We start from the raw sequence: 25,052 nt of genomic DNA on the forward strand, positions 1-25,052 counted from the left end.
AGTGTTTCGATATTTTGGCCGTTTGAATTTCTTGTTTTTTTGTGTGCGTCCTGATTTTTCATCAGATGTTCGAGTGCTGCGGCTGAAGAAAAAGATGAATCGGTGCATCGTGGAGGATTTTAAGCTCTTTTTGAATCGGCATGGCATTCTTTTTGTTGTCGTGCCACTATTTAGCCGGTTTTCTCCGGGGCGGAGAATGTATTATTATTGGAGTGATTTATGAGGATTTTTATTCTGCTGATTTCCGGTGTACTTGCTGGTTGCGCATCGACGGGGCCGAGGGCGTATAAACCGTATAAAAGCCGGGAGAAGAAAGCCTTTGGTCGTGCTGATCGAGCCGTTAATTTTCACGATGTCAAAACCAATTTTCAGGCCTATGCCGAGACCGAAGTGGCGTGGGCCGGAATTATTGATGATATTCAGTTCAAGGAAACCGAGCGCACCATTCAGGTGGCTTTTGATATCGATTACCGTGATTTTGACTGGAAGTATCATAAGAGGGGGAACCCGTACCGGCTGTCTGCTGAATCTGGAGGCCGGATTAAGGCGGGCTGGACGGTGGATAAACCGGCGCGTATCAGTTACCTGAAAACGTTGGCCAAGCCCGGCTATATGATTGTGGTTTACGGCAGACCCTGGGATCTAGACGATGATACGATTCAGCTGGCGGCTACGGCGGTGCGGCCGATCAAAAAGCGCGATTATGATTTTTTTCCAGAGGCTGGAACGGAAAATAAGAAGGATTTTCCTACTGATCTGAATCGGTCAGATTTATCGCCCGATTCCGTGCTCGGTATTCCTGTACCGCAAAATGCGCCTGCTCAGAATTTATAGACCAGGCTGGTCAGCAGAGCTTTGTCGTAATAGCCTTTGTCATCGTAAAACACCTCGGTGTCTTTATCGATTTTATACTCCACCCGCAGGAAAAGCTCTCGTACCAGTTTGTTCTGAATACCGAAGGAAAAGACGAAATGATAGTCATCCAGATTACCCAGGTGGGTGTATTTCTGGATGATTTCCAGTTCTTGGGCCTGCAGGATTTTCCAGTTTAGACTTTCGTCAAAAATGAATTTCGGCTGTGAAACCGATGTGGTGCTGGTTCGGGTGGAGTCGAGTCGGTCGTAGACGTGATAACCGCCGCCGGCGGAAGTGGAGAGTTTTATCCGCGAGTCTTTTCCGAACCATTTAATACCCAGTTCCGCGGTCTGGAGATATTCGTTTTCAATGCGGCGGTTGTAATCGCGCTGATAGAGGGTTTTGGCCGTGGCGTAAAGGTTTTTATTTTTAAAACTGCGGTTGTATTTCTGCGTGATGTTGAAAAAATCATCCCGGATTTTATATTCATCTTCGCTGTAGCGATAGGTCCAGTCCCAGCGCAGGGAGTTTCGCTCACCCTTCCAGTTTAGATTTCCGTATATGCGATAGGTTTCATACTTTTCGTCTTTGTAGACTCCGCTCAGGTTGGATGTCGTTTTGTTTCGCATGGCAATCGCCAGGCCGGCCTGCCCCGACCATTGTTTCTTTTTCTTTTTGGATGAGGATTCTTTGGCCGATTTTGAAGGTTGGGCCGTTTTTTTCGGTTTGGATGCGGGAAGGTTGGCGGGTTTGGCTTTGTTTTTCGCAATAGCGGCTTCTGGAACGGTGATTTCTCCCAGTGTTTTCTGAGTGATCCGGATTTCGGAAATATCGCGTGGATTAATGCTGATGGAACCGAACGCTGCAGATTTTAAATACACATGGCTGGCGGCTTGTTCGAGAATTTCCCCGCTCAGTATATCGCCGTTTTTCAGCACAATCGTATCCTGCGCAAAGCCGCTGATGGTTGCGCTGAACAGGAATATGAGACTGAAAATGTTATATTTCATAACTCTTTAATTTGCGTGTTTTCAAGTTGGTTGCGGAACGTAGCTTTTTGATATTCGGGGGTCAATCCCGCTAAAAAAGAAAAAACGCCTTTCGAAAAAGACGTTTTTACTTCCGGCAATTGGACGTTTTTTTAACGCGCCGGCGGGGCATGTACGCAGCCTTTGTGCAGGGCGTGCGCACATTCCATCCAGATTTCTGCAAAGGTCGGGTGGGCGTGAACGGTGTTGCCCAGCTCTTCTGCGGTGAGTTCTTCGCGGACGGCAACGACCATTTCACTGATCAGATCCGTGGCGTGCGGTCCGGCGCATTGGGCACCAATAATGATGTCGCTTTCTGCATCGGCAAGAATCTTCACAAAGCCTTCGGTCTCGTTGGCTGCCTGTGCTTTACCGAGTGGTTTAAAGTGGAATTTCCCCACATTATATTTGCGACCGAGTTTCTTGGCTTCCTCTTCCGTGAGCCCGACAAGTGCGACTTCAGGAGAGGTGAAAATGACGCCGGGGATAACGACTTCTTCGATTTTCTCCTCTTCTTTCATGATATATTCACAGACATACATGGCCTGGGAGGTCGCTGCGTGCGCCAGTTGCATCCGGCCGGAAACATCGCCGATGCAGAAGATGTTCTGTACATTGGTGCGGCTGAGGTCATCGACTTCAACGTAGCCGCGCTCATTCACCGTCACGCCAGCAGCTTCAATATTCAGCCCATCCAGTACCGGGCTGCGGCCGATGGATACGAGCAGCATGTCGGCTTCGAGGGTTTGGTCGCCGGCTTTTGCGGTGACTTTTTTGTCGTTCGCCGCAATATCCTGCATGGCGTCACCGGTAAGCAGGGTCATGCCGAGTTCACTTTTCATATGCTTTTTAACGACGTTGCGGATGTCTTTATCGAGCAGCATCAGAATGTCGGGCAGGAGTTCAACAATGGTAACTTTTACGCCGAGGCCAGCTGCCATACAGGCGAGTTCGGAACCGATGTACCCGCCGCCGAGCACCATCAGCGTTTCGGGAAGTTCTTCCAGTTCCAGGAAGGCGCGGCTTTCAACAATCCGTTCATGTTTGGGAATAAAACCGGGGACGGTGGAGGTGGAACCGGTGGCGATGATAATATTTTTACCGGTAATGGTTTCTGTAGCACCGTCGGCCTTTTTAATGGCGATGGTGTTGGCGTCTTTGAAGGATCCCGTTCCTTCAAACAGGGTGACGCCGTGCGATTTCAGCAGATAGGCAATGCCGTTCTGCTGGGTCTCAATGACGGCGTCTTTCCTTTTTTTCATGGCGGGATAGTCGATTTCCGGTTTGCCGACGTTAATGCCGAACGATTCCGCATGCAGAATTTTCTGATAGACTTCTGCGCCGGCGATCAGGGTTTTTGTTGGAATACAGCCGCAGTTCAGGCAGGTTCCTCCGAGCCATTCGCGTTCGATGATGGCCGTTTTTGCGCCCAGCTGCGCGGCTTTGATCGCGGCGGGATAACCGCCTGGTCCAGCTCCGATTACAATTACATCAAAATCCATTCTTCGCTCTCCTTAAATAATGATCGGAGTATTGGTATTTTATGATCGGTGAGTCAACCCTAAGCGTTTTCCAATGTTTGGAACTCTGCAAAACGGCCTGAAACCGCTAATTATAATCTCCATATTGTGCACATTATCCGGTTGAGACCATGAAAATTATTGTATGCATTAAACAGGTTCCTGAACAGGGACGGATAAGGGTTGACCCGAAAACCGGGGGTGTTGACCGTGGTGACGGTTATGCCGTCATGAATCCATACGATGAAAGTGCACTGGAAACGGCGTTACGTCTGAAGGATGTTTTTGACGCGGAAATTACTGTGGTTTCAATGGGGCCTCCGCAGGCGGAGGCGATACTGCGCAAATCTCTCTCCTGCGGGGCCGATCACGCCTTTTTGATTTCCGATCCGGCGTTTGGCGGGTCCGACGCCTTGGCAACGTCTTATATTCTCTCTCTTGCTTTAAAAACACTTGATTTTGATCTGCTGCTTTTTGGGCGGCAGGCGATTGATGGTGATACCGGACAGGTCGGTCCTGAAACCGCCTGCCTGCTGGATCTTCCGGTTCTGACCTGTGCTCGTTCTATTAAACCGGTATCCGGCGGATTTGAGGTGGAATGTATTTCGGATTCCGGGTCCCAATGCTGGAATATTCAATCGCCTTGTGCTCTGACGGTGATTAAGGAGAATAATGAACTGCGCGAACCGCATTTTGAGCTTCGGATGTCGGCCAAACGTGCCGTTATTCCAATCCTAGGACGTGCTGAATTGAAGCCGGAGGCAGGACGGGTGGGGGTGTCTGGTTCGCCTACGCGTGTTGTTGCGCTGAATCGCCTCTCTGTTGAAAATGAAGGTGAAATGCTGACGGGCTCCGTTCCTGAAATGGTTGCAGTACTCATTGACCGGCTGGAAAAGCGGGGAGCACTGAAATGAATGAACTCTGGGTTTTTAACGAGCCGAATCAGCCGGTTGTTGATGAGTTGCTCGCAAAAGGCCGGATACTTGCGGATCAGGCCGGAATGAAGTTGTGTCGGGTATCGGTGGACCTGCCCGACTTTCAGAATGACTATTTTACCCGGGCTCTGTTGACGCTGGTGCAGAAACGACGCCCGCAAATCATGCTGTTCGGTGCAACCGCTATTGGAAAAACGCTCGCGCCGACACTGGCTGCCAAACTTGGAACCGGACTCACCGCCGATTGCACCGGATTGGAAATTGATCCCGAAACCCAAACGCTGAAAATGATCCGTCCGGCATACAGCGGAAACATTCTTGCCACAGTTATATGTGAAAAACGACGTCCGCAAATGGCCACCGTCCGCTCCGGTATTTTCGGGCCTGAACCGGTCCAATTCGAGGACATCATCATTCGACCCGATTGTTCCAGCGTTCGGAAGCGGATGCAGAAAACTCAGAAACTGGACGATGCTGAGCGCGAGAAGTTGCACAGCACGGAATTTATTATCGCCGGCGGGCGCGGAATCGGGGTACCGGAAAATTTCCAGTGTCTGGAAGAGCTGGCTGAAGTGCTGGGTGGTGCGGTGGGAGCTTCTAAAGCGGTCGTGGATATGGGGTGGAGGAGGTGGGAGCAACAAGTCGGCCTCAGCGGAAAAACGGTTGCTCCTGTTGTTTATATTGCCTGCGGAATTTCTGGAGCCGTTCAGCATTTGGAAGGGATTCGTCGGGCCGATATTCTGGTGGCGATCAATAACGATCCCGAGGCCCCGATTTTTGACTATGCTGATTACGGACTGGTGGGAGATGTACTGGAGATCGTTCCCGAAATGATCCGGCAATTACATGAGCGGCATTTTCCCGGAAAGTAAGTGTAATTGGAAATATTTCACACATTGCAATGTATGAAATTACATTTATTGCTTTTTTATGGAATTATATCTATTTCATACATTGCAATGTATGAAAAATATGGATGTTTCATTTAATCTGTCCAAGGTGAGTTTTCTGCATGCGGAGGAAGCTGATCAACGGCCAAACAGTTGTAAACACATTTGATTAAGGCTGAACGTTCCTGTAGTTTCAGCATCCATAAACTTTAATGTATTTAACCGAAGGAACCATTATGGAAAATGTTGTAATTATCGGAGCTGGAGCAGCGGGATATACTGCGGCGATTTACTGCGCCCGTGCGAATCTTGAACCGCTTGTGATTGAAGGTATGCAGCCGGGAGGACAGCTGACCACTACGACGGAGGTGGAAAACTATCCGGGGTTCCCTGAGGGAATCGATGGTACAAAAATGATGGAAAAGTTTCGTGCCCAGGCGGAACGTTTCGGAGCAAAGTTCCTGCAGTATGATGCCGTGGCTAAGGCTGATTTTTCGCAGAAACCGTATAAGCTTGAAATGATGGCGGGGGATCCGATTGAAGCTAAAACGGTGATTATTGCCACGGGTGCGACGGCTAAATATCTCGGGCTGGAATCGGAACAGAAATTTATGGGACGCGGCGTTTCGGCGTGCGCCACCTGCGATGGAGCTTTTTATAAGGATGTTCCGGTCGTTGTGGTCGGTGGCGGTGATACGGCCTGTGAAGAAGCAACCTTCCTTACCCGTTTTGCCTCGAAAGTGACGCTGGTGCACCGTCGCGATGAACTGCGTGCGTCTAAGATTATGGCTGAACGTACGGTTAAGAATGAGAAAATTGAAATGGCGTGGAATTCTGTCATTGAGGAAATCGTGGGTGATGATTCCGGCGTGACGGGAGTGAAAATCCGTAATGTAAAAACGGATGAAATTACGGAAATTCCGGCATCGGGCTATTTCTCAGCGATCGGCCACAAACCGAATACAGAACCGTTTGATCAGCTTGAAAAAGATGAAGTGGGCTATCTGATTGCTGATGGTGTAAAAACCAAATTTGAAGGTGTATATGCTGCCGGCGATGTATCAGATGCGGTTTATCGTCAGGCGATTACGGCTGCCGGGACCGGCTGTGCTGCGGCGCTGGAGGCGGAGCGTTATCTGGAAGCTCAGGAAGGCTGAGCACGACTTCCAATGATTGGAAAAGCTCCCCGAAATTCGGGGGGCTTTTTTTATCGGTTCATCAGGATCCGTCCGCGCAGTTCGAATGCAATTTTATCGAGCAGGGGGGCGCAGCTATTGCCGATCAGGACGGCGTAAACAATGGCTTCGGTATAGAAGGTGAACTGGCGGATCAGGGCATTGCTGATTCCGGTGACGATTCCGCAGATGATCTGTCCGCTTTTGCTCATGGGGGTGGATACGGGGTCGGTCACGATGAAAACTGCGCTGAACAGGACGGCGGCGGAGAGCAGGTTGTATAGGGGGTCATTTCCGGAAATGGTGGTCATGATGCTGAAGGAGAGCAGGAAAAATACCGGGGTGCGCCAGCCGATGATGCCTTTCCAAATGAGCCATGCCCCGATCGGTATCAGGAGCAGCGGAAAGGTTTCTCCTGGACTTCCGGGAACCAGAGTGAACAAGCCTTCCCAGTTTCCTTCGATTTTGCTGAAAAGCCAGTGGCTGTATTCGAGCGGATAGCTTTCGGAGCGGTAGAGTTCCTGCGGTGTGGCGGTGGAGATGGTATCGATCGCTGGGGAGCCCCAGTTTATAACGGTGGACGGGTAGGCCAGCATCAGAAAGAGGCGGCCGGACATGGCGGCGTTGAAGCGAAGCGGGCTTCCAATCATTGGAAGTTTAATGATCCATACCATCAGCAGAATGGCCAACAGCATGGGCGGGAACGGAACGGTGGGAGGAACGCTGGCGGCGAGCAGCGCGGCGCTGAAGGCAGAGCCCATGCAGACGAGGCGGCGTTTGCGTTTGATGACGAGGGTGTAGAGGGTTTCGGCCATGGAGCCGAGCAGGGAGTAGCCGATGAGGTGCGGCAGGTAGGCTGGATGATACAGGAAACTGTAAATCGAGCAGGGGGTCAGCAGGGCCAGACAGGCCCAGGCGGCCCCGGCGGATGAGCTGGACCCGATCCGGATGAAGGGCGGTGTTAGAGGCATCTTTTCCCTTTCTGGAGAGTTTCGATTAGCGGGATTCCGGAGGGGCAGACGGCGGCGCAGACGCCGCAGAGAAAGCATTCGGTCATCTGGGCGGTAAAGGCTGTGCTTGTCGTTTTTCCTTTATTTATTTTTTCGGTTAGGGTGAAGGGGTGAAGGCCGAGCGGGCAGGCGGCATTGCATGCCCCGCAGCGGGTGCAGGGGCGTTCTTCACGGTATACTTCATCGCGACGAAGAATGAAAATTGCGAGGGTTGTTTTTCTTATGGTTGAAAATCGGTCGACCTCGCGGCCCATCATCAGGCCGGAGTCGGTGATGAGATGCATAGAGGCATCGTAGGGAAGGTTGTATATCTCGAGCAGTTTTCGAATCTCGATGCCGACCGGGACGATGATGTTTTTGTAAAAACCACTTGAGGGCATGGCCAGCGTGAGCGGCCGTTCCACCACGGGAATGCCGTCGATAATGGCCCGGCCAATGGCGCGCAGGGTCACAACGTTCTGGATCAGGAATCCGAGCTCAAAGGGACGGGTTCCGGCAGGTGGTCTTTTTCCCGTCAGTTTTTCAATAATCAGTTTTTCTGCGCCGGCCGGATATTCTCGGTTGAAGCCGACGATGATGAACTCGCCATAGTATTTATTGAGTTCTTTGATCAGATCGGGATCGTTCTGGACGGCGAGGACGATTTTTGTGGATCCTGTGGCTTTAACACAGGCGTTGGCACCGGCGGCGACCCAGAAAGAGTCCTGAAGCAGGACCGATTTGTCGATGCTGATGCCGGGTTCGCATTCGATGCCGTTGATGACCAGCGTGTGTGCATTAAGGTTGGCTTGCAGTTTTTTCGATGTCGGGTATCCGCCTCCCCCCATACCGATGAGGCCGATTTCGTCGAGAAAGGCCGGGAAGGTTGCTGGGTCGATTTTGTCGAGGCCGGGGTAGATGCGTTCGGGACGTGGAAAGGGCGTTTCCAGCATCTGGAAATCCACGAGATTATCCCAATCGATCTTAATGGTACGGCGCATGTATTCTTATGGTTTGGTCCATTCGGGCGGCGACTCCATCTGCAGAGCAACATGCCGCGCAAGGTAGTTTAAATATCCAGAGGTTTTTATCCCATAGCGTGTGGCGCCGGACAAGGCATCAACGGCCGATTTTTCCGCATGGGGATCGAACGGGACGTTTTGGAACTGTTTAAGGACGGCTTTGACCTGCTTGCGGTCTTTGGCATTTTTTATTTTTCCAATGTCTGGAAAAACCGCTTCGCGCAGGATGTAGCCGGTTTCGGTTTTATCGACGATGACCACACCTGTAATGGTTTTAAAGGATTCGATTTCGCGGAAAGCCACACCGGTTTTCGGTATCCCTTTTTCATCGAAGCCGATATAGAGCTCTTTAATTGTGCGTGAATAGGGGATAGGGGATTCGGCCGTCCGCAGGCCTTTGAGCGCGCGGGTGACCGTGTCATGTACATTTTCCGCCCCAGCAGATGCCGCGGTGCCGAGGGCGATGAGAAGAATGGTTTTTTTTAATATGTTCATGGGTAATACAACGGCAAGGATAGCGGTTTTCTGACGGGGGGATAAGCGAAAACCGTCCCCCCGTACCAAAGCGGGGACGGTGATGAGGCCGCGTGAATCGGTGTTAGTTAAAGATCCAGCCCAGGCCCATGTTGTATTTAGTGACGACGTCTGAACTGGCGGCTTCGGTGTCAGCAAACTGCACGTCTGCTTTGATGACGAAGTTCCGGGTCAGCAACCAGCTGGCTCCGAGGGTGATTTCGGTGCGGTCGTTGGCGGCATCGCCCGATCCGCCGTCCGCCGCTTTATGCTCGGTGTCGTACGCTTCGTAGCGGACGAACGGAATCAGGGCGGAATCTTTCAGTTTGCCGGTTTTCCATGTTTCGGGCAGCACGTCGACTCCGGCTTCGAGATACCAGCCGAAAATTTCCTCTCCGGCGCCGTTGCCGTATGCGGCATCGAGCCCGTCCGCGTCGGAATTCGAGCCGAAGGCGGCAACGCCGCGGAGCTGCACGCGGGAGATCTGATATTCGAAGTCGGCCGAGATCATGGAGAAGACGTTGTCGGTGGAGTTGGTTCCGCTCGGGCTTCCGCCCTTGTTCTGGTTATCGGTTCCGCCATAGTAGCCCGAGATTCCGACGCGCAGATCCTGGTCGTCGGTCGAGACCGGAAAGACGTCGAGCCGGCCGGTGAGCGCACCGTCGTTCAACCCCGGGCGGCCTTTGAGGCGTCCGCCGCGGATTCCGTCGGAATTGCTGAAACCCGATTCGTTCAGTCCGGCGACGGCATAGACCTCGTAGTTCAGCCAGCTCAGCGGATAACCGAACAGGCCGATGCCGTCAACCATCCAGGTGGAGGGGATGATGTATTTTGCCATGTTCGGGCGTTCGACACCATTGAACAGGGTGGGTTCGTGTTTCTGGTTGATGATGCCGAGGGGCGCGAGCATGCGGCCTGCACGGATATTCACGGCGTCGTCGAACAGGAAGTCCACGAAGAGCTGCTCGATCAGCAGGTATTCTTCGTCGGTTGAGGCGTGTTCCAGCTCAACCTCAGAGGTGAGCTTGATCCATTCATTAAAATCGTAGCCGATGTACATCACCAGGCGGTGGATATCGAGCAGGTCATTGCCACTTTCCTCCCAGTTGGCGTGGATTTCCCCGTATCCGCCGAGGCGGAACTTGCTGCCCGTGCTTTGGGTTACTGCGGCGAGGTCGTTTTGACTGCCTTTCAGGGCGGCGATTTCGGCTTGGGTTTCGGCCATCTTTTTTTCAAGGGCGGCGAGTCGATCTTCGTTCTGAGCAGCGGCGGCAGTTGCGGCAGCGGCGAGGCCGCTCATCAGTAGGTTCCTGCAGTTCATCTTATCTCCTTATGTTTCTGAAACGGGCCGGTGTACGGACCGGAACCATCGGAATACAGTACGACGGACAATTCAGCAGCTGATGAGCCGGGACAAAGAGGGGGCGGAGCCCCAAGGGAGTTTCCTGAATTGAAGTTGTCTAAACCAAATGGTTCCGTATCCAGTATGCTGTTCAGCCTCAGAACCCGCGTACCGGCAAAAAATATGTCTAAACAACCTTCAGGCTTATCCTGACAGGGAGAACATTTTCCAATGACTGGAAAACATCCGATAAATTAGCCTCGATTAAAACAAAGTCAAACGATTAATGGTATTAAATCTAAACAAGGGTATGGATCTCCTAATAAAAACCGTTGCAGAGTGGTTGACGGGTTTTTTGCGGTTGGGTAGGGTGTGCGCTCATTTTGAACGAAACAGGTGTTTCTAACCGAAAAAGGAAAGGTGCTAATCATGGCTACTAAAATTGGTATTAACGGTTTCGGCCGTATCGGACGTATGGTATTTCGCGCAGCTGCGGCTCGCGAAGACATCGAAGTTGTAGGCATCAACGACCTGCTGGACGTTGATTACCTCGCATACATGCTCAAGTATGACTCTGTACACGGTCGTTTCGGCGGTACTGTTGAAGTAAAAGAAGGTGCCCTCGTTGTAGACGGCAAGGAAATCCGCATCACCGCTGAGCGCGATCCGGCCAACCTCGCCTGGGGCGATGTTGACGCTGAGGTTGTTGTTGAGTCCACCGGGTTCTTCCTGACCGACGAAACTGCACGCAAACACATCGAAGCCGGTGCGAAGAAAGTTGTGCTTTCTGCTCCGTCCAAAGATGCTACCCCGATGTTCGTATGCGGTGTCAACACCGATTCCTACGCGGGTCAGGATATCGTTTCCAACGCTTCCTGCACCACGAACTGTCTGGCTCCGGTTGCCAAGGTTCTGAACGACAAGTTCGGTATCGAAAAAGGTCTGATGACTACCGTTCACGCGGCTACTGCTACACAGAAAACTGTTGACGGTCCGTCCATGAAAGACTGGCGCGGCGGTCGCGGCATTCTGGAAAACATCATCCCGTCTTCCACCGGTGCTGCTAAAGCGGTAGGTAAAGTCATTCCGGAACTCAACGGTAAGCTGACCGGTATGGCCTTCCGTGTTCCGACTTCCGACGTTTCTGTGGTCGACCTGACCGTCACGCTGAAAAACGAAGCTTCCTATGAAGACATCTGCGCGGCAATGAAAGAAGCATCAGAAGGCGCTCTCAAAGGAATCCTCGGTTACACCGATGAGGCTGTTGTTGCCACGGACTTCCGTGGTGAAGTTTGCACCTCCGTATTCGATTCCAAAGCGGGCATCCAGCTGGACGGCACCTTCGTTAAAGTTGTATCCTGGTACGACAACGAGTGGGGCTACTCCAACAAGGTTCTCGACCTGATCAAAGTTATCGCCGGCTAAGCCCGATCGATTCTTCGATAAAAAAAGCGTCTCCAATGCGGAGGCGCTTTTTTTTGTTCCACAGCAGGCCGTTGGCGTACGGTTGGATGTTGGAGAATATCTCTCTGGATAATTTTCAGAATCCGGTGCCGGCGCCGATGCTGAAGAAGGGGGTCCAGTCGTCGTAGGGCGATTTGCTGTCTTGCAGGAGGTCGAACATGACTTCTGCATAGATCCAGCTTTTTTCATAGAGCGGCTGGCGGACGCCGCCGCCGGCGAAAATATAAGGGATCCATTCCCGTTCTGAACCGCCGCCGCGATAAAAGAGTTCATAGTTATACATGGCCGGTTCGAGCTGGGCATAAAAAATCTGGTTAATGCGGTAACGGCCGAAAAGGCTGCCGCCATAATTACTGCTGGTTCGTGAGTCGCCATACCGGTCGTCCCGAATGTAGTCATACCGAACTTTTACACCCGAAGATAATTTCGGGGTCACGTAATAGCCGACCATCGGTTCAATTCCGATCACCGAATAATCGCCGAACGATAAATTAATGAAGCCGCCGAAATACAGATTGTCACGGAAACGGTTTGGGGATTCGCTCAGCGAAGGTTCCTGAATATGGGATATCGGGGAAGCTTTTTTATTCGCCGTTTTAATCTGTTCCTCCTGTGCCGGAAGATTCGCGTTGCCGATGAACAGTACGAATGAAATCCAGATTGCTTTTTTCATAAAATTCTCCCCGGGGATGTTGATTGAATCGCAATCAGGTTAAACGGTTCTTTAATTTCCGTCCAATTATTTCATAGGCAGGTGCCGGGGCTGTATCGTCATGCCGGGGGGCGGTTGGAGTCGGGTTTTTATTTACGCATCGTCTTCGTCCAATTCATTTCTGGTGCGACGAACCACCCAGAACAGCAGGGCGCCGAATAGGAGCAGAGCGCCGGCAGCAGCAGGAAGACGGTATCTGAGAATATTGGCAAAGGTGAAGAGCAGCGAGCATATGGTGGCCATGATTAATACCCAGTCTGTTAAAACCTGCGGTAGTGTTTGAGCGGGTTTGTATCCGTCAATCCGGTCAATGACCGGTGCCCAGCCGAAACGGTGGATGCGTGTTCGCTGAACAAAGGCGGTCAGCAGTTCCGGATCGGTTGGCTTTGTTCGCAGTGAAACGATGATGGCCGCGACAGTGCTGATGAACATCACGACCAGCATGCGGGCACCGAGCATATCGGCGCTTTGTGTGAAGCTGATTCCTTCGGGCAGGTGGAACAGCCAGCCCATTGGGCGGTCAAACAGCGGTTTTTCCAGGCCGAGAATCCGATGCCCGAAAAGCATAAGAATGCCGAGAACATAGTTGAGCACAAAAGCCGCAACTTCGCCCTCGACGGTCATGCGCCACCAGAGCCAGCGCAGCACGGCGACCAGTGTTGAGCAGACGCCGACCACAAAGAAAATATCCAGCAACTGGAGAATATTGTCCGCTTTAAAGGCAATCAACCCGCCGAGTATGCCGACCGACACGGTCACGATGCGCGAAACCCGGACGTAATGTTTGTCCGATGCTTCCCGTACGGCGAACCGGCGATAGATATCATTGACGATGTAGCTCGATCCCCAGTTGAACATGGTCTGTACGGTGGAGGTGAAAGCGGCAATCATGGTTCCCATCATAATGCCCCGGAGTCCGATCGGCAGAATGTGCAGCATCATTCGTGGATAAGCCGCATCGTGACCGGCTTCCCCCATATCCGGAAAAACGATCAGAGAGGAGAGTGCGACGGCGATCCATGGCCAGCAGATAACCGCAAAATAAATGATGGCAAACATCAGGAGAGCGTTTGAAGCATGTTTGGTGTTTTTACAGGAAAGCAGCCGTTGGGCCTGGTGTCCGCCGCTCAGGGCATTGCCCCACCAGAGAATACCGAAAAATCCGATGGCGTTCCAGATCGACATCATTCCGGGCTGTCCTTCGGAGGTGATGGTTGTGCTGATCTGCGGGCCGATGTTCATCTCCCGTCCGAGCCATGATTCATTAGCCTGCAGCTGTTCCACCATGGAGCTCAGTCCGCCGACCTCTTTAATGGCCAGCCAGGCGAGGAGAAAAGTGCCGAGTGTGGCGAGAAGGAATTGAAGAAAATCCGAGTAGGCTGCGCCCATCATACCGCCGGAGGTTGAAACGACAATGGCGCAGGCCATTACGACAATCGTAACCGCCATTTCGGCCGGCATTTCCATACCGAGGATGGAGAAGGTCTGGCCGGAGACGCCCAGGGCTTCCTGCGCAATGGTGATCATGGCTTTGCAGACCCAGCCGATAATCATCGGACAGAGCAGCAGGGCGCCGGCACCGGCCGTGATACCGCGCAGCAGCTGTGCGCCTTTTCCGCTGTAGCGCAGTTCCAGCATTTCATTATCCGTCACTACGCGGGTTCGTCGCCAGAGGCGGCTGAAGAGCGCGACGCCCAGCGCACAGCCGATGAATGGGGACCAGTAGCGCCAGACGGCATGCAGTCCGGATTCGCGGACGCAGGTGCCGACCCAGAGCGGGGTATCAGAGGCAAAATTGGTGGCAATCATCGAGGCGCCGGCGACATACCACTTCAGCGATCGGCCCGAGACAAAAAAGGAATCCACATTTTTTCCGCCGCGCCGGCTGAAATAAATTCCGATGGCAATGTTAACACCGAGAAACGCGGCGACGATCATCCAGTCCACTACATGCATTTGTAAGTCCCCTTAAGCTATACAACTCCAGAATGTATAACGTTAACATTTAGCATAAGCGATAATGGGATGTCATCCAGCAAAAGGTGGAGGGCTGAAGAATTCGGATTCATTCTGGTTCTATTCCTGCTATATTTTTTATCTATGGAAGTGGTTTACGAAACAATCGCATCGCTCGGAGCCTACGCGCCTGTCACCTGCATTCTCCTTTTTCTGCTGGCCAGTCTGCTGGTGGTTTGGCGGCTGGAGGCGCTATCGGGGCAGGGGGTGGAAGGTACGGTGCTTGGTACCGTTTTTATGCCGTTCTGTTCGGGCATGGGTAATATCGTTTTTGCGCTGGTTCTTGCCCGGAATGCAGGAACGGGCGAGGATATGTTGATCAACTGCCTCTTTAACAACATCACCAATCTGACGTTGCTGATCGGTGCACCGGTACTGATCTGGGGCATGGCCAGTATTCCACGGAAAAAAAGCAAGGCCGTGGTGCTGGAGCATAAAATGGGACGTCTTTCGCTGGCGCTCAATCTGGTGGCGGCACTGTTCTTTTCCCTGTTTGTCTGGCTGCTGGCCGCCGACGGAAAAATCGGACGGATGGACGGATTTGTGCTGCTGCTTCTTTTTGTCTTTTGGCAGTGTTTCCACGTTTATGATGTGAAAAAGACCAATTTGCTGAAAAAGAAAAGGTATCCGTTGACGCTCCCGGTTGAAGTTCTTTTGCTGTTGATCGGGGCTGCCGGTGTTTTTATTTCGACGGACTGGCTGGTGCAGTGGTTCCAATCTCTGGAAAGCGATACGGTCCCGCCACAGGTGCTGGGCTGGGCCAGCGGGGTACTTATGGTACTGCCGAATGCGATTCTGGCTTTTTACTATGCTTCCAAAGCCCGGATGGATGTGGTCTATACCTCTCAGTCGGGCGATGCGCATATCTGCATTCCGCTCTGTATCGGAATCTTTGCTGTTTTCCGGGATGTCCCGTCGTCCGCTTTTTTGCAGCAGTCACTGCTGATTCTGATGGGGCTCAGTGCGGCGCACCTGCTGTTTGTCGGGGTGCTCGGGAAGCTTCCGCGGATTGCGGCGGTGCTCCTGCTGGCCGCCTTCGGCTATTTTCTCTGGTCGGGATTGGCCTGAATACAGCCGAAATATTCTACGTCAGAGGATCCGCAATAAAGGCTTCCAGCAGGTTGTTGAAATGCACCTGAGCGGATGTCCATTTGGGATTGGCCGTGATTTCATCGGTGCTCTTCCTGGTGTTGTTGAAAATCACCAGTTTATTTTTTCCGGCGCAGATGTGGGCGTCAAATCCGGAGCCGTAGCCCTCGTGGGAAAAGGCAAAATCCCCGATCTGGATATTGGAGGGATCAAGGGTTTCTTTCAGTGCAGCCATATCCCGACCAAAGTCAGCTACAAATTCTTCGTGCCGATCACCTCGGTATTCCACCAGTTTCCAGCCCTCGGACGTTTTTTCAATAATAGCCCATTCATCAAAAACAGCTTCACCAATGGCGGTTTCGAGATTTTTCAGATTGGCTTCAATTCGGTCAGTTGCGGTTTCTAGATTCATTTTTCAATCCTCGGGCGTTGTTTGAATGCAATTTATCGGATTCGTAACGCAGGACAACAGCTTTGTTTCGTTTGACTCGGATTTCGATATGCTTATAGTCAACGGCTTATTTTAAAGGACGTTTAACCAACAGGAGTTAGAAATGAATAAAATGACCATTAAGGACCTGGACGTTCAGGGTAAGCGCGTACTGATGCGCGTCGACTTCAACGTTCCGGTAAAAGACGGTGTTGTCGGGGACGACACACGTATTCAGGCCGCCCTGCCTTCCATAAACTATGTGCTCGAAAACGGAGGTTCGCTGGTGCTGATGAGCCACTGCGGACGCCCGAAAGGCGAAAAGAACATGGAGTTCACCCTCAAGCCGGCCGCCGACCGCCTGGCTGAGTTGGTCGAAGCCAAAGTCACGCTCGCTCCCGATGTGATCGGTGACGAAGTGAAAGCCCTTGTTGAAGCCCTGCCGGCCGGTGAAATTCTGGTTCTTGAAAACGTCCGCTTCTATAAAGAAGAAGAGGGTAAAGGCTGTACCGCTGAAGAACAGGAAGCATTTGCAAAAGAGCTGGCTTCCTATGGTGACGTGTATGTTTCCGACGCATTCGGTACCGCCCACCGTGCGCATGCCTCCATGGCTGTGGTTACCAAGTTTATTGATCAGTGCGCCGCCGGCTTCCTGCTCGAAAAAGAGATCCAGTATCTCGGCAAAACCCTCGAAGCGCCGGAAAAACCGTTTGTCGCCATCATCGGCGGAGCGAAGATTTCCGGTAAAATCGACGTCGTCGTAAACCTGATGGACAAATGCGATAAGATTCTCATCGGCGGCGGCATGGCCTACACCTTCTATAAAGCCATGGGCAAGGCCATCGGTGGATCGCTGGTGGAAGAAGATAAAGTTGAACTGGCCGGCCAGATTCTGAAACAGGCGGAAGAAAAGGGCGTTGAGCTGCTGCTTCCGATCGATAACACCGTAGCCGATGCATTTTCTGCGGATGCCAACGTAAAAGTGGTCGAGGATTCTATCGAAGAAGGCTGGATGGCGCTGGATATCGGTCCGAAGACCATCGATCTTTATTGTGAAGCGGTAGCCAATGCCAAGACCGTCGTCTGGAACGGACCGATGGGCTGCTTCGAAATGGAACCCTTCGCGAAAGGTACCTTCTCCGTCTGCGAAGCGGTGGCCAAATCCGACAGCATCAGTATCATCGGCGGCGGCGACTCCGTTGCGGCGGTCAATCTGTCCGGTGTTGCGGATCAGATGAGCCATGTTTCCACCGGCGGTGGTGCTTCCCTGGAATTCATGGAGGGAAAACAGCTTCCGGGCATCGTTGCTCTGACTGATAAGTAATTGCACAACGAGTGCATGTTATTGAAACTCCCGGTGTAAGTCGGGAGTTTTTTTATGTATAGGATATAGTGTACCCGTCTTTTCGGGTATCAGTAGTGAGTGGCTTACGAAGCGGGGTTTTCAGTGGTTTGATTTCCTGCAGGCGCGTGTGCCGTAGCCGTCAGTCTGTAATACCCCGGTGTAATCAATATGGAGTCGGTCTCTTATGCCATTCTGAGCGTACTGCGCCCTGGGGTGGCGAACGATGGACTCAAGGGTATTTGTACGGATAATGGGCTTTTTCGGACCTTGGTATTTTTCATCAGGCATTGAATCTTTTTCTGAAGACGCGTTCTTGCGGCCGTCTGATTTACTTTTCGGCGGGAATCTGATCAAAACGTCTCTGTAAAACGGGGTGTCAAAATCAAGCAAATGAAAAATATCAGCGGTAATGCCTAGGTTTGAGCGATCCCCGCTATAGATCAACGGCTGCTCATAGGCAATAGAGCGTAATGATTCAGTAGCACACTCCTTATAACACGGAATCGACGCCGCAGAAGATGGCCGGATGTTCCTGAGAAGGAGTTGTTCCTTAGTTTGATTCGGAAGGTGAAACCCGCACCTCATGTGCCGAAACCATTTCACGACCCGGTTTCATCGCGCAAAAAAAAACTTATTTTTCCCTGCACAACTGTTGTGGCCAGCGTTTTGCAATGGAGTTTTTTTCCTGCAAAATGGAACGGGCGTCAAGTCAGACGTTTTAAAGTTCTCAATCCACTCTCGGCGTCTCCATTGTATATCAAATTCGTCGCGCTGCAGTGTTCTCGTTCGTATCCATGCCCCGGTAATTTATCGGGCATTGTTCGGGAGGACTGTAAAAGCGAAAAAAGAGACACGGCATAAAAAAAGGCGACCCCGGAGGATCGCCTTTGTTTTTCCACTCTTTGGAAATATTAGAAACGCCAAGTAACTTTGCCGCTTACGATATGTTCCCAATAGGTGTCCGAGAAGAGGGCGTCATAATCAATTTCAAATTTGGAGTTCATATATTTCCAGCTCCACATATCCAGTCCGAATCCTACGCGGAAGATATTTTCATCCCGCGGACGTACTGCAAAAGGTGCGGCCGTTCCGCCGATCACATAGGTGAAGTCATCCGGGTCTGCATTGAATTCATGGATGTAATGAGCGCGAACTTCAGGAATGTATGCGATACCCCGATTCAGCCAGTCGATCTGATGCTGGGTAGCCAGATTCACTCCAATAGAGCCGAGATAGGATGATGTGTCATATTCCTTAACCGTTGCGTCACCAAGGATGCTGGTTCGGGAGAATTCATCCTGATCGTAAAACGAAGCCAGTAGCGATGCTTCCGGGGTGAGGGCGATTTTTCCGCCGAGGTCGAATGCATATCCCGCTCCGGCATAAAGGCTGTAAGTTTGATAATCGAATTCGCCCTTATTGACAATGTCGCTTTGTTCTTCGGTGGTTCCCCAGCCATAGGTAAGGGCCAGGTCAATAAAGAGGGATTCCCCGCCATAAGTGGAGTAGATAGACCCGTGGTAAGTTTCAATGTCAGACTGATATGCGGTACCGGCATCGATGTCGGTACGGCCGTATCCGCCGGCTACACCGGCCAGTAGATTACCGAAACTCTTGTCAACACCGATCACAGTGCCCCAAGCGGTGCTGTCGTATTCAACGAAGTTATTTTCCGCGTCGCGGTTACCTTTTGAGCCGTAAACCCGGACCCAGCCCTGCATGGTTTTTTCCTCATCCGTTTTAGTGGTCGGACCGGCCACCCCTTCCGGAGCAAAGTCAGGTTTGGTGGATGCAAATCCGTTCATTGAACGGAATTCTGTTCCGCGGGCTGCAATCTGTTTGTTCACCTGCTGTCCTGACTGGAATACAGCTTCGGAAGCATCCGGCAGCTGGGAGATGTTGTAGCGGAACAGTTTTTCGCCACTGGTTTGACCTGCAGCATTGAGGGAGTAGAAGTCAACGTTGGTGCTGAGAATTACGGAGTCAACGTGCAACAGCACATTTTCATCCAGATCGCTCAGCGAGGAGTTGGTGAGGGAGTTGTAGTTCCAGGATACTGTGATGCCGCCCGCTGTGCTGGTTGCATTGGTGTCAACCGCCGTCAGCCATCCAAAGTTGACGTCGATAAAGTCATTGATGTCTCCGGTGTAACCGACATTGTCAGCTGTTGCGATTTTTTTAGTTCCTGAAGCAACATCTGCAATACCGTCGAAGATGAATTTGGATCCTTCTTCAAAATTCAAATCTCCGCCGGTTACGGTCAGGTTTCCTTCGAGTCCGCGCGAAACGTCATAAGCTACTCTGATCGTAGAATCCTTCTTGAGGTTTAAATCGCCTGTTGAAGAAGCTGTGTTGAATCCAGCATCGATTAATGTGCCCTGAGAAAGGGTTGCGCCATTGTTGAAGCTTAGCGTGTTGTTATTTGTGCTGTAGAGGGTGAACTGGGCTCCCTCCATAGTAACGACTTCCTGTCCGGAAAATGAAAGATCGCCGTCATAAATATCTACGTTAGAGAAAAATTTGCTCTCATTCGTGGAGGTGAGGGATACGTCTACGGCTCCTCCGCCATCCTGAATGAATGATCCCGTATAGGAGGCGTTTTCACTGATGGAGAGGGCAGTGGTTCCGCTGCCGATTTTTATGATGTCACCGGTAATGTGCCCTGCGTCAAACGTAGCCGATGTTCCGGTACTGTCGTTGATCAGAATATTACCTTCAATGACCGTATCCGCAACGGATTCGTCAATAGTGAGATCACTGTCCTGCAACCAAAGGGCATTTCCGTACCCTAGACCCCGGGATGACCGGCTCGTGCCTTTGAATGTGCCTCCGTTAATGTCGAGTTCTCCATCAATAACGGTAACACCAGCTCCATCAAAAGCTGATGTAGTAGCTGTTCCTCCTTTACCGGCGGTAAAGCTTCCTCCGTTGATTTCAACCGTTCCTGAGGCATAAACGCCGCTGCCGCCAATGGCGTAGGCTTCGCCGTCTCGAGCGGACGCGCTGCCCGCATTTCCTCCCTTGAAAAATCCTTGGTTGATAACCAGATTACCTCCACTGGTGACGCCGTTGCCCCCCGACGCATCGGCATATGAGTTTGTGCCCGCAACAATCGCGCTGCCGCCAGTTCCGCCGCTGGCATCTGCATTGTTTAAAATCAGTGTATCGCTTCCGCTTCCCACGAAGAGGCCGCTGCCTCCGTGTGCAAAAGCTTTGGAGTCGTTGGCCAGTTCCACGATGGTATCTTTGGCGGTCAGGTATTGTAGCTTTAAAACTTCGGCTTCTCCGCCGTTGGCACCGCGGAAAATCGAATTATCGATATTACCTTTGGCTGAACCGACGGAAGCTCCGCTTCCGCCATTTGCCCAGGCTTCAGATGAAGTTCCGCCAACCGTGGCATCTGCAGCATCTCCAGCGGCGAAGGTGTAACTATTGCTTCCGCTAAAGGTAACCGCTCCGCCAAAATACATGCCGCTACCCCCCATGCCGAATGCTTCCTGCTCGCTTGTATTGTTGACCAGGCTCGAATCTCCGCCTCCGGCATCTCCCCCGATAAAAGTGCCGCCTCCGGATACAGCTCCGGTGCCGCCTCCAACGTGCAGGCCGGAGCGGCCATCCCCAGATGAGGCATCTGAAGCAATGTAGCTGATATCGTTACGATCTCTGGAATTTTTAATGGTGGTTGATGATGAGTTGAGGATTTGGACGGCAGAGTAACCGCCGCTGCCTGGGGAAAACGTGACGCTGTCGAATACGATACTGCCGACTGATTCAATATAGGCCGCTTCATTCGCACCGCTGTAATCTCCGCCGATAAATTCCCAGTTACCATGGCTTCCGCCGTTGCCGGTGGTGGAATACGTCATCAGTACAATAGCGCGATCAGATCCGCTGAAGGTTGTGCCGGGATCAGCCAGAACAGTTGTGCTTGTGGTCTGTGAACCGCCATTATTGACTCCGCCGATGTAGCCACTGACATTGTTCTTAAGATATAAGGTGGTGGGATCGGTGGTTGCTCCGCCCCGGGTAAAGTTAACATTGCCGCCCGAAGTTTGTTCCACAGTCGTGTCGTCTATGCCAAATACCCAGCTGCCAGAGTATTGGTTTTCCAGTGTGTTGCTCCAGTTCTCTCCACCGCTGTTATAACTGAAACGGGCGTTCCATGACAGTTCGATCTGTTGGTCAGTCTGAGCTTTCCTCGACGGCCCCTGATAAATAGCCATACTGCTCATAGAGCAGATTAATGAAAAGATGACGATAGATTGCTTCTTCATTCCATTTCCCCTCGGTAGTTGGTCGAAATACTTCTTACAAAAAGATAGCACAATGTAACCCCCGCCCCGTTACCGATCAATTGAAATCGAACGTAAATTGGGATTTTGTGTCCAACTCCGATTTTTTGATATCCGGAAATATGCTGTTGTTCGTCCCATTGAATAAAAAGACGGTATTCGTGGTGTCATTGCGCGGAAATTGGCGGATCTGCCTTCTTGTCAAGGGGGAGGGCAGTCGCTACATTCTCCGCTTCTTTTAACAGATGAGGTATAGCGTATGTTCCGTGAAATATCCAGCAAAGTCAGTTTTCCGCAGATGGAAGAGGAGATTATTCAACTTTGGAAGGAGAGGAATATCTTTAAGAAATCGCTGGAAATTCGTGAAAGCAGTAAGGAATTTGTTTTTTATGACGGACCGCCTTTTGCCACCGGACTGCCGCACTACGGTCATCTGCTCGCCGGCACCATCAAGGATATTATTCCGCGCTATCAGGCGATGCGCGGCCATTATGTCTCCCGCCGGTTCGGCTGGGACTGCCACGGGCTCCCGATCGAGGCGCTGGCGCAGGAAGCGCTGGGGCTCGCCGGAGCGCCGGCCATTCAGGAGGCCGGGGTCGACGTGTTCAACGAGCAGTGTCGCTCGATGGTCACCAAATATGTGGAAGAGTGGGAAAAAACCGTTACCCGCATGGGGCGCTGGGTCGATTTTGAGAATGATTATAAAACCATGGACAAACCGTTCATGGAGACGATCTGGTGGGTATTTTCCGAACTCTGGAAGCAGGACCGTATATATAAGGCCCATCGGATCATGCCCTACAGCTGGAAGCTGAACACGCCGCTGTCCAACTTCGAGGCCGGTCGCAACTACCAGGATGTGCAGGATCCGGCGATCACGGTCCGGGTGAAACTGCTCGATTTCGAGTTTGAAAATGCGTCGGCGCTGATCTGGACGACCACGCCGTGGACGCTGCCGAGCAACCTCGCTATCTGCGCGGGTCCGGATATCGATTATGTCGCTATTAAGGATAAAGAGACGCACGAGATCTTTGTTTTGGCTGAAGCGCGTTTGTCGGCTTACTATAAAAAGGAAGAGGAGTACGAAATCCTCAAAACCTTTAAGGGCTCCGAATTGAAGGGGCTGAAATACGAGCCGATCTTCGATTTCTTTTCTGATAACCCGAATTCTTTTCAGGTGCTGAACGATGATTTTGTATCGACGGAGGACGGTACCGGTATCGTGCACATGGCCCCGGCCTACGGTGAAGACGATTACCGCATCTGCCGCGCTGTCGATATTCCGCTGATTGACCCGCTTGACGAGGACTGCGTTTTCACATCCAGGGTTCCTGATTATGAAGGTCAGTTCTGCAAAGACGCCGACAAAGCGATCATTAAGGCGCTGAAGCATAGCGGAAAGCTGATTCATCAAAGTACGATTCAGCACAGCTATCCTTTCTGCGAGCGCACCGACACGCCGCTGATCTACCGCGCCATCGATGCGTGGTATGTCCGCGTGGAAGACCTGCGCGAAAAAATGCTGGCGAATAATTCGGGCGTGCACTGGATGCCGGACTATGTCGGCGAAAAACGCTTTGCCAACTGGCTGGCCGACGCGAAGGACTGGAATATCAGCCGCAACCGTTTCTGGGGTTCGTGCATTCCGGTCTGGGTGAATATTGAAGATAAATCCGACATGATCTGCATTTCGTCCATCGAGCAGCTCGAAGAGCTGTCCGGCGAAAAGGTCGAGGATCTGCATAAGCATTACGTCGACGAAATCGTCATCGAAAAGGACGGAAAAACCTATAAACGCACGCCGGAGGTGCTCGACTGCTGGTTCGAGTCCGGCTCCATGCCGTACGCGCAGAATCATTATCCCTTTGAAAACAAAGCTCATTTCGAGGCCAACTTTCCGGCCGACTTCATTGCCGAAGGTCTCGATCAGACGCGCGGCTGGTTCTACACGCTGATGGTGCTTTCCACGGCGCTGTTCGATAAGCCGGCGTTCAAAAATGTGGTCGTCAATGGGTTGGTGCTGGCGGAAGACGGGCTGAAAATGTCCAAGCGCCTGAAAAACTATCCGGATCCGATTCACGTGATCAACGAATACGGTGCCGACGCGCTCCGTCTTTATATGATTTATTCCCCGGTGGTTCGGGCAGAATCGCTCCGTTTTTCAGAAGAGGGAGTGAAGCATTCGCTCCGCCATCTGTTGCTGCCGTGGTGGAATGCCTACAGCTTCTTCGTGACCTATGCCAATATCGACGGCTGGACGCCGGCGCAGTCGGTGCCGGAACGTGATAATCTGATGGACCGCTGGATCCAGAGCTCGCTGGCGCGTCTGCAACAGCAGGTGACGGAAGCGATGGATCGTTATGATCTGCAGGCTTCGGTTCGCCCGTTTGTGGCATTTATTGAAGATCTGACGAACTGGTATATCCGTCGTTCGCGCCGCCGATTCTGGAAAACCGAAGACGACACCGATAAGGTGCAGGCCTATTCGACGCTCTACGATGTGCTGCTGGGCCTCTGCAAAATTGCGGCACCGTTTACACCGTTTATTTCGGAAACCATCTATCAGAATCTGAAAACCGAAGATATGCCGGAATCGGTTCATTTGAATGATTTCCCGACCGCTGCCGACGCCAAGCGAGACGAAGTGCTTGAAGGTCAGATGGCCATGGTGATGAGCGCGGTCGAGCAGGGTCGGACGCTGCGCGCCGAGTACAAACTGAAAAACCGCCAGCCGCTGGCCAAAATGCATGTGGTTTGCGATGACCCGAATCTGCTGGCCAATATCCAGGCCTTGGAAAGTCTGATTTCCGACGAGCTGAATGTGCGCGCCGTGGAATTCGGAACCGATTCCTCGGAACTGGCCACCATTCAGGCGAAGCCGAATTTTAAACAGCTCGGTCCCAAATTAGGTCCGTTGATGAAAAAGGCCGTTCCGCTGATCAACAGTCTGACGGATGAACAGATTGCGCAGATTTCCGGCGGTGAAACCGTTGCGGTTGAGCTGGAAGGTCAGACGGTAGAGCTGACTTCGGCCGATATTGAAATTGTCCGCAATCCGAAAGAGGGCATGGCGGTGAGCGCGGAAGGCGCACTGGTGGTCGGGCTGGATACACAACTGAACGATGACCTGATTGCGGAGGGGCTCGCGCGGGAATTTGTAAATAAGGTACAGAATCTGCGTAAAGAAATGGATCTGGAGATTACCCAGCGCATCCATGTCGCTTTCAGCTCTGATGAAGAGGTGGCGGAAGCGGTTGCCGGACACCGGGCGTATATCGCCGGGGAAACGCTGGCGCTTTCCTGTGAAATTGCGGAAAATGGTGTGGAAAACGGTACGGAATTAGATTTGAACGGACACGCCTGTGCGGTGTCCATTACGACGGCTGAATGAGGTCGATATGCTGATTGACAGGGCATAGGGCAGATGATAAATAC

18 protein-coding genes are annotated in these 25,052 nt (G+C 52.0%); 8 read left to right on the plus strand and 10 right to left on the minus strand.

Annotated features, from left to right (window positions below):
* Positions 1-219 precede the first annotated feature (219 nt).
* Positions 220-834 carry a hypothetical protein gene (locus tag P9H32_RS14205; RefSeq protein WP_322609570.1) on the plus strand — a complete coding sequence of 205 codons (615 nt, stop codon included), beginning with the start codon at positions 220-222 and terminating at the stop codon, positions 832-834.
* Here the strand turns inward: P9H32_RS14205 and P9H32_RS14210 are convergent.
* The gene (locus P9H32_RS14210; RefSeq protein ID WP_322609571.1) at positions 822-1,865 is read right to left on the minus strand and encodes a DUF481 domain-containing protein; all 1,044 of its coding nucleotides are present in this window, start codon (positions 1,863-1,865) and stop codon (positions 822-824) included. The two genes, P9H32_RS14205 and P9H32_RS14210, sit on opposite strands and share 13 nt — an antisense overlap.
* Positions 1,866-1,996: 131 nt before the next feature.
* Positions 1,997-3,385 (minus strand): dihydrolipoyl dehydrogenase, encoded by a 1,389-nt coding sequence (gene lpdA, locus P9H32_RS14215; protein WP_322609572.1) that lies wholly within the window; start codon positions 3,383-3,385, stop codon positions 1,997-1,999.
* A 149-nt stretch (positions 3,386-3,534) separates the two neighbouring features.
* Between lpdA and P9H32_RS14220 the strand changes: the two genes are divergently transcribed.
* From P9H32_RS14220 to trxB, 3 genes are all read left to right on the plus strand, one after another.
* A complete protein-coding gene (locus P9H32_RS14220) occupies positions 3,535-4,317 on the plus strand; it encodes an electron transfer flavoprotein subunit beta/FixA family protein (protein WP_322609573.1) in 783 nt (260 codons plus the stop codon).
* Positions 4,314-5,210, plus strand: coding sequence for an electron transfer flavoprotein subunit alpha/FixB family protein (locus P9H32_RS14225; protein ID WP_322609574.1), 897 nt, complete (start codon positions 4,314-4,316; stop codon positions 5,208-5,210). The genes P9H32_RS14220 and P9H32_RS14225 overlap by 4 nt, the downstream gene beginning before the upstream one ends.
* Before the next feature lie 254 nt (positions 5,211-5,464).
* Positions 5,465-6,385, plus strand: a complete 921-nt coding sequence (gene trxB, locus P9H32_RS14230; RefSeq protein ID WP_322609575.1) for a thioredoxin-disulfide reductase — start codon at positions 5,465-5,467, stop codon at positions 6,383-6,385.
* A 50-nt stretch (positions 6,386-6,435) separates the two neighbouring features.
* Here trxB and P9H32_RS14235 read toward each other — a convergent pair whose 3' ends face one another.
* From P9H32_RS14235 to P9H32_RS14250, 4 genes are all read right to left on the minus strand, one after another.
* A complete protein-coding gene (locus P9H32_RS14235; RefSeq protein ID WP_322609576.1) occupies positions 6,436-7,374 on the minus strand; it encodes an RnfABCDGE type electron transport complex subunit D in 939 nt (312 codons plus the stop codon).
* Positions 7,365-8,393 carry a 4Fe-4S dicluster domain-containing protein gene (locus P9H32_RS14240; protein ID WP_322609577.1) on the minus strand — a complete coding sequence of 343 codons (1,029 nt, stop codon included), beginning with the start codon at positions 8,391-8,393 and terminating at the stop codon, positions 7,365-7,367. Before P9H32_RS14240 ends, P9H32_RS14235 begins: the two co-directional genes overlap by 10 nt.
* A 6-nt stretch (positions 8,394-8,399) precedes the next feature.
* Positions 8,400-8,909, minus strand: a complete 510-nt coding sequence (locus P9H32_RS14245; protein WP_322609578.1) for a hypothetical protein — start codon at positions 8,907-8,909, stop codon at positions 8,400-8,402.
* Between the two features lie 103 nt (positions 8,910-9,012).
* Positions 9,013-10,248 (minus strand): porin, encoded by a 1,236-nt coding sequence (locus P9H32_RS14250; protein ID WP_322609579.1) that lies wholly within the window; start codon positions 10,246-10,248, stop codon positions 9,013-9,015.
* 450 nt (positions 10,249-10,698) lie between these two features.
* On the opposite strand from P9H32_RS14250, the gene gap reads away from it, so the two are divergent.
* Entirely contained in the window at positions 10,699-11,694 is a 996-nt protein-coding gene (gene gap, locus P9H32_RS14255) for a type I glyceraldehyde-3-phosphate dehydrogenase (protein ID WP_322609580.1), read from the plus strand.
* Positions 11,695-11,809: 115 nt separating this feature from the next.
* On the opposite strand, the gene P9H32_RS14260 is transcribed toward gap, so the two are convergent.
* Both P9H32_RS14260 and P9H32_RS14265 read right to left on the minus strand, forming a co-directional pair.
* Positions 11,810-12,406 (minus strand): hypothetical protein, encoded by a 597-nt coding sequence (locus P9H32_RS14260; RefSeq protein ID WP_322609581.1) that lies wholly within the window; start codon positions 12,404-12,406, stop codon positions 11,810-11,812.
* 132 nt (positions 12,407-12,538) lie between these two features.
* Complete coding sequence (locus P9H32_RS14265) at positions 12,539-14,401, minus strand: sodium:solute symporter family protein (RefSeq protein WP_322609582.1); 1,863 nt, start codon at positions 14,399-14,401, stop codon at positions 12,539-12,541.
* Positions 14,402-14,551: 150 nt separating this feature from the next.
* Between P9H32_RS14265 and P9H32_RS14270 the strand changes: the two genes are divergently transcribed.
* Positions 14,552-15,529: a hypothetical protein gene (locus tag P9H32_RS14270; protein WP_322609583.1), complete on the plus strand. Its 978-nt coding sequence runs from the start codon at positions 14,552-14,554 to the stop codon at positions 15,527-15,529.
* 16 nt (positions 15,530-15,545) lie between these two features.
* On the opposite strand, the gene P9H32_RS14275 is transcribed toward P9H32_RS14270, so the two are convergent.
* Positions 15,546-15,962: a hypothetical protein gene (locus P9H32_RS14275; protein WP_322609584.1), complete on the minus strand. Its 417-nt coding sequence runs from the start codon at positions 15,960-15,962 to the stop codon at positions 15,546-15,548.
* A 142-nt stretch (positions 15,963-16,104) separates the two neighbouring features.
* Between P9H32_RS14275 and P9H32_RS14280 the strand changes: the two genes are divergently transcribed.
* On the plus strand, positions 16,105-17,304 hold the full coding sequence (locus P9H32_RS14280) for a phosphoglycerate kinase (RefSeq protein ID WP_322609585.1): 1,200 nt from the start codon (positions 16,105-16,107) through the stop codon (positions 17,302-17,304).
* Between the two features lie 932 nt (positions 17,305-18,236).
* Here P9H32_RS14280 and P9H32_RS14285 read toward each other — a convergent pair.
* Positions 18,237-21,599 (minus strand): autotransporter family protein, encoded by a 3,363-nt coding sequence (locus tag P9H32_RS14285; RefSeq protein WP_322609586.1) that lies wholly within the window; start codon positions 21,597-21,599, stop codon positions 18,237-18,239.
* 277 nt (positions 21,600-21,876) lie between these two features.
* On the opposite strand from P9H32_RS14285, the gene ileS reads away from it, so the two are divergent.
* A complete protein-coding gene (gene ileS, locus P9H32_RS14290; protein ID WP_322609587.1) occupies positions 21,877-25,008 on the plus strand; it encodes an isoleucine--tRNA ligase in 3,132 nt (1,043 codons plus the stop codon).
* Positions 25,009-25,052 lie beyond the last annotated feature (44 nt).

This window comes from Pontiella agarivorans (assembly GCF_034531395.1).
GTDB classification, from domain to species: Bacteria; Verrucomicrobiota; Kiritimatiellia; order Kiritimatiellales; family Pontiellaceae; genus Pontiella; species Pontiella agarivorans.

Coding starts and splice junctions, on each gene's coding strand:
- P9H32_RS14235 (WP_322609576.1), bottom strand. CDS start 7,374: ATGCCTCTAACACCGCCCTTCATCCGGATCGGGTCCAGCTCATCCGCC.
- P9H32_RS14210 (WP_322609571.1), bottom strand. CDS start 1,865: ATGAAATATAACATTTTCAGTCTCATATTCCTGTTCAGCGCAACCATC.
- lpdA (WP_322609572.1), bottom strand. CDS start 3,385: ATGGATTTTGATGTAATTGTAATCGGAGCTGGACCAGGCGGTTATCCC.
- ileS (WP_322609587.1), top strand. CDS start 21,877: ATGTTCCGTGAAATATCCAGCAAAGTCAGTTTTCCGCAGATGGAAGAG.
- P9H32_RS14275 (WP_322609584.1), bottom strand. CDS start 15,962: ATGAATCTAGAAACCGCAACTGACCGAATTGAAGCCAATCTGAAAAAT.
- P9H32_RS14220 (WP_322609573.1), top strand. CDS start 3,535: ATGAAAATTATTGTATGCATTAAACAGGTTCCTGAACAGGGACGGATA.
- P9H32_RS14205 (WP_322609570.1), top strand. CDS start 220: ATGAGGATTTTTATTCTGCTGATTTCCGGTGTACTTGCTGGTTGCGCA.
- P9H32_RS14250 (WP_322609579.1), bottom strand. CDS start 10,248: ATGAACTGCAGGAACCTACTGATGAGCGGCCTCGCCGCTGCCGCAACT.
- P9H32_RS14285 (WP_322609586.1), bottom strand. CDS start 21,599: ATGAAGAAGCAATCTATCGTCATCTTTTCATTAATCTGCTCTATGAGC.
- P9H32_RS14280 (WP_322609585.1), top strand. CDS start 16,105: ATGAATAAAATGACCATTAAGGACCTGGACGTTCAGGGTAAGCGCGTA.
- P9H32_RS14245 (WP_322609578.1), bottom strand. CDS start 8,909: ATGAACATATTAAAAAAAACCATTCTTCTCATCGCCCTCGGCACCGCG.
- trxB (WP_322609575.1), top strand. CDS start 5,465: ATGGAAAATGTTGTAATTATCGGAGCTGGAGCAGCGGGATATACTGCG.
- P9H32_RS14260 (WP_322609581.1), bottom strand. CDS start 12,406: ATGAAAAAAGCAATCTGGATTTCATTCGTACTGTTCATCGGCAACGCG.
- P9H32_RS14225 (WP_322609574.1), top strand. CDS start 4,314: ATGAATGAACTCTGGGTTTTTAACGAGCCGAATCAGCCGGTTGTTGAT.
- P9H32_RS14265 (WP_322609582.1), bottom strand. CDS start 14,401: ATGCATGTAGTGGACTGGATGATCGTCGCCGCGTTTCTCGGTGTTAAC.
- gap (WP_322609580.1), top strand. CDS start 10,699: ATGGCTACTAAAATTGGTATTAACGGTTTCGGCCGTATCGGACGTATG.
- P9H32_RS14240 (WP_322609577.1), bottom strand. CDS start 8,393: ATGCGCCGTACCATTAAGATCGATTGGGATAATCTCGTGGATTTCCAG.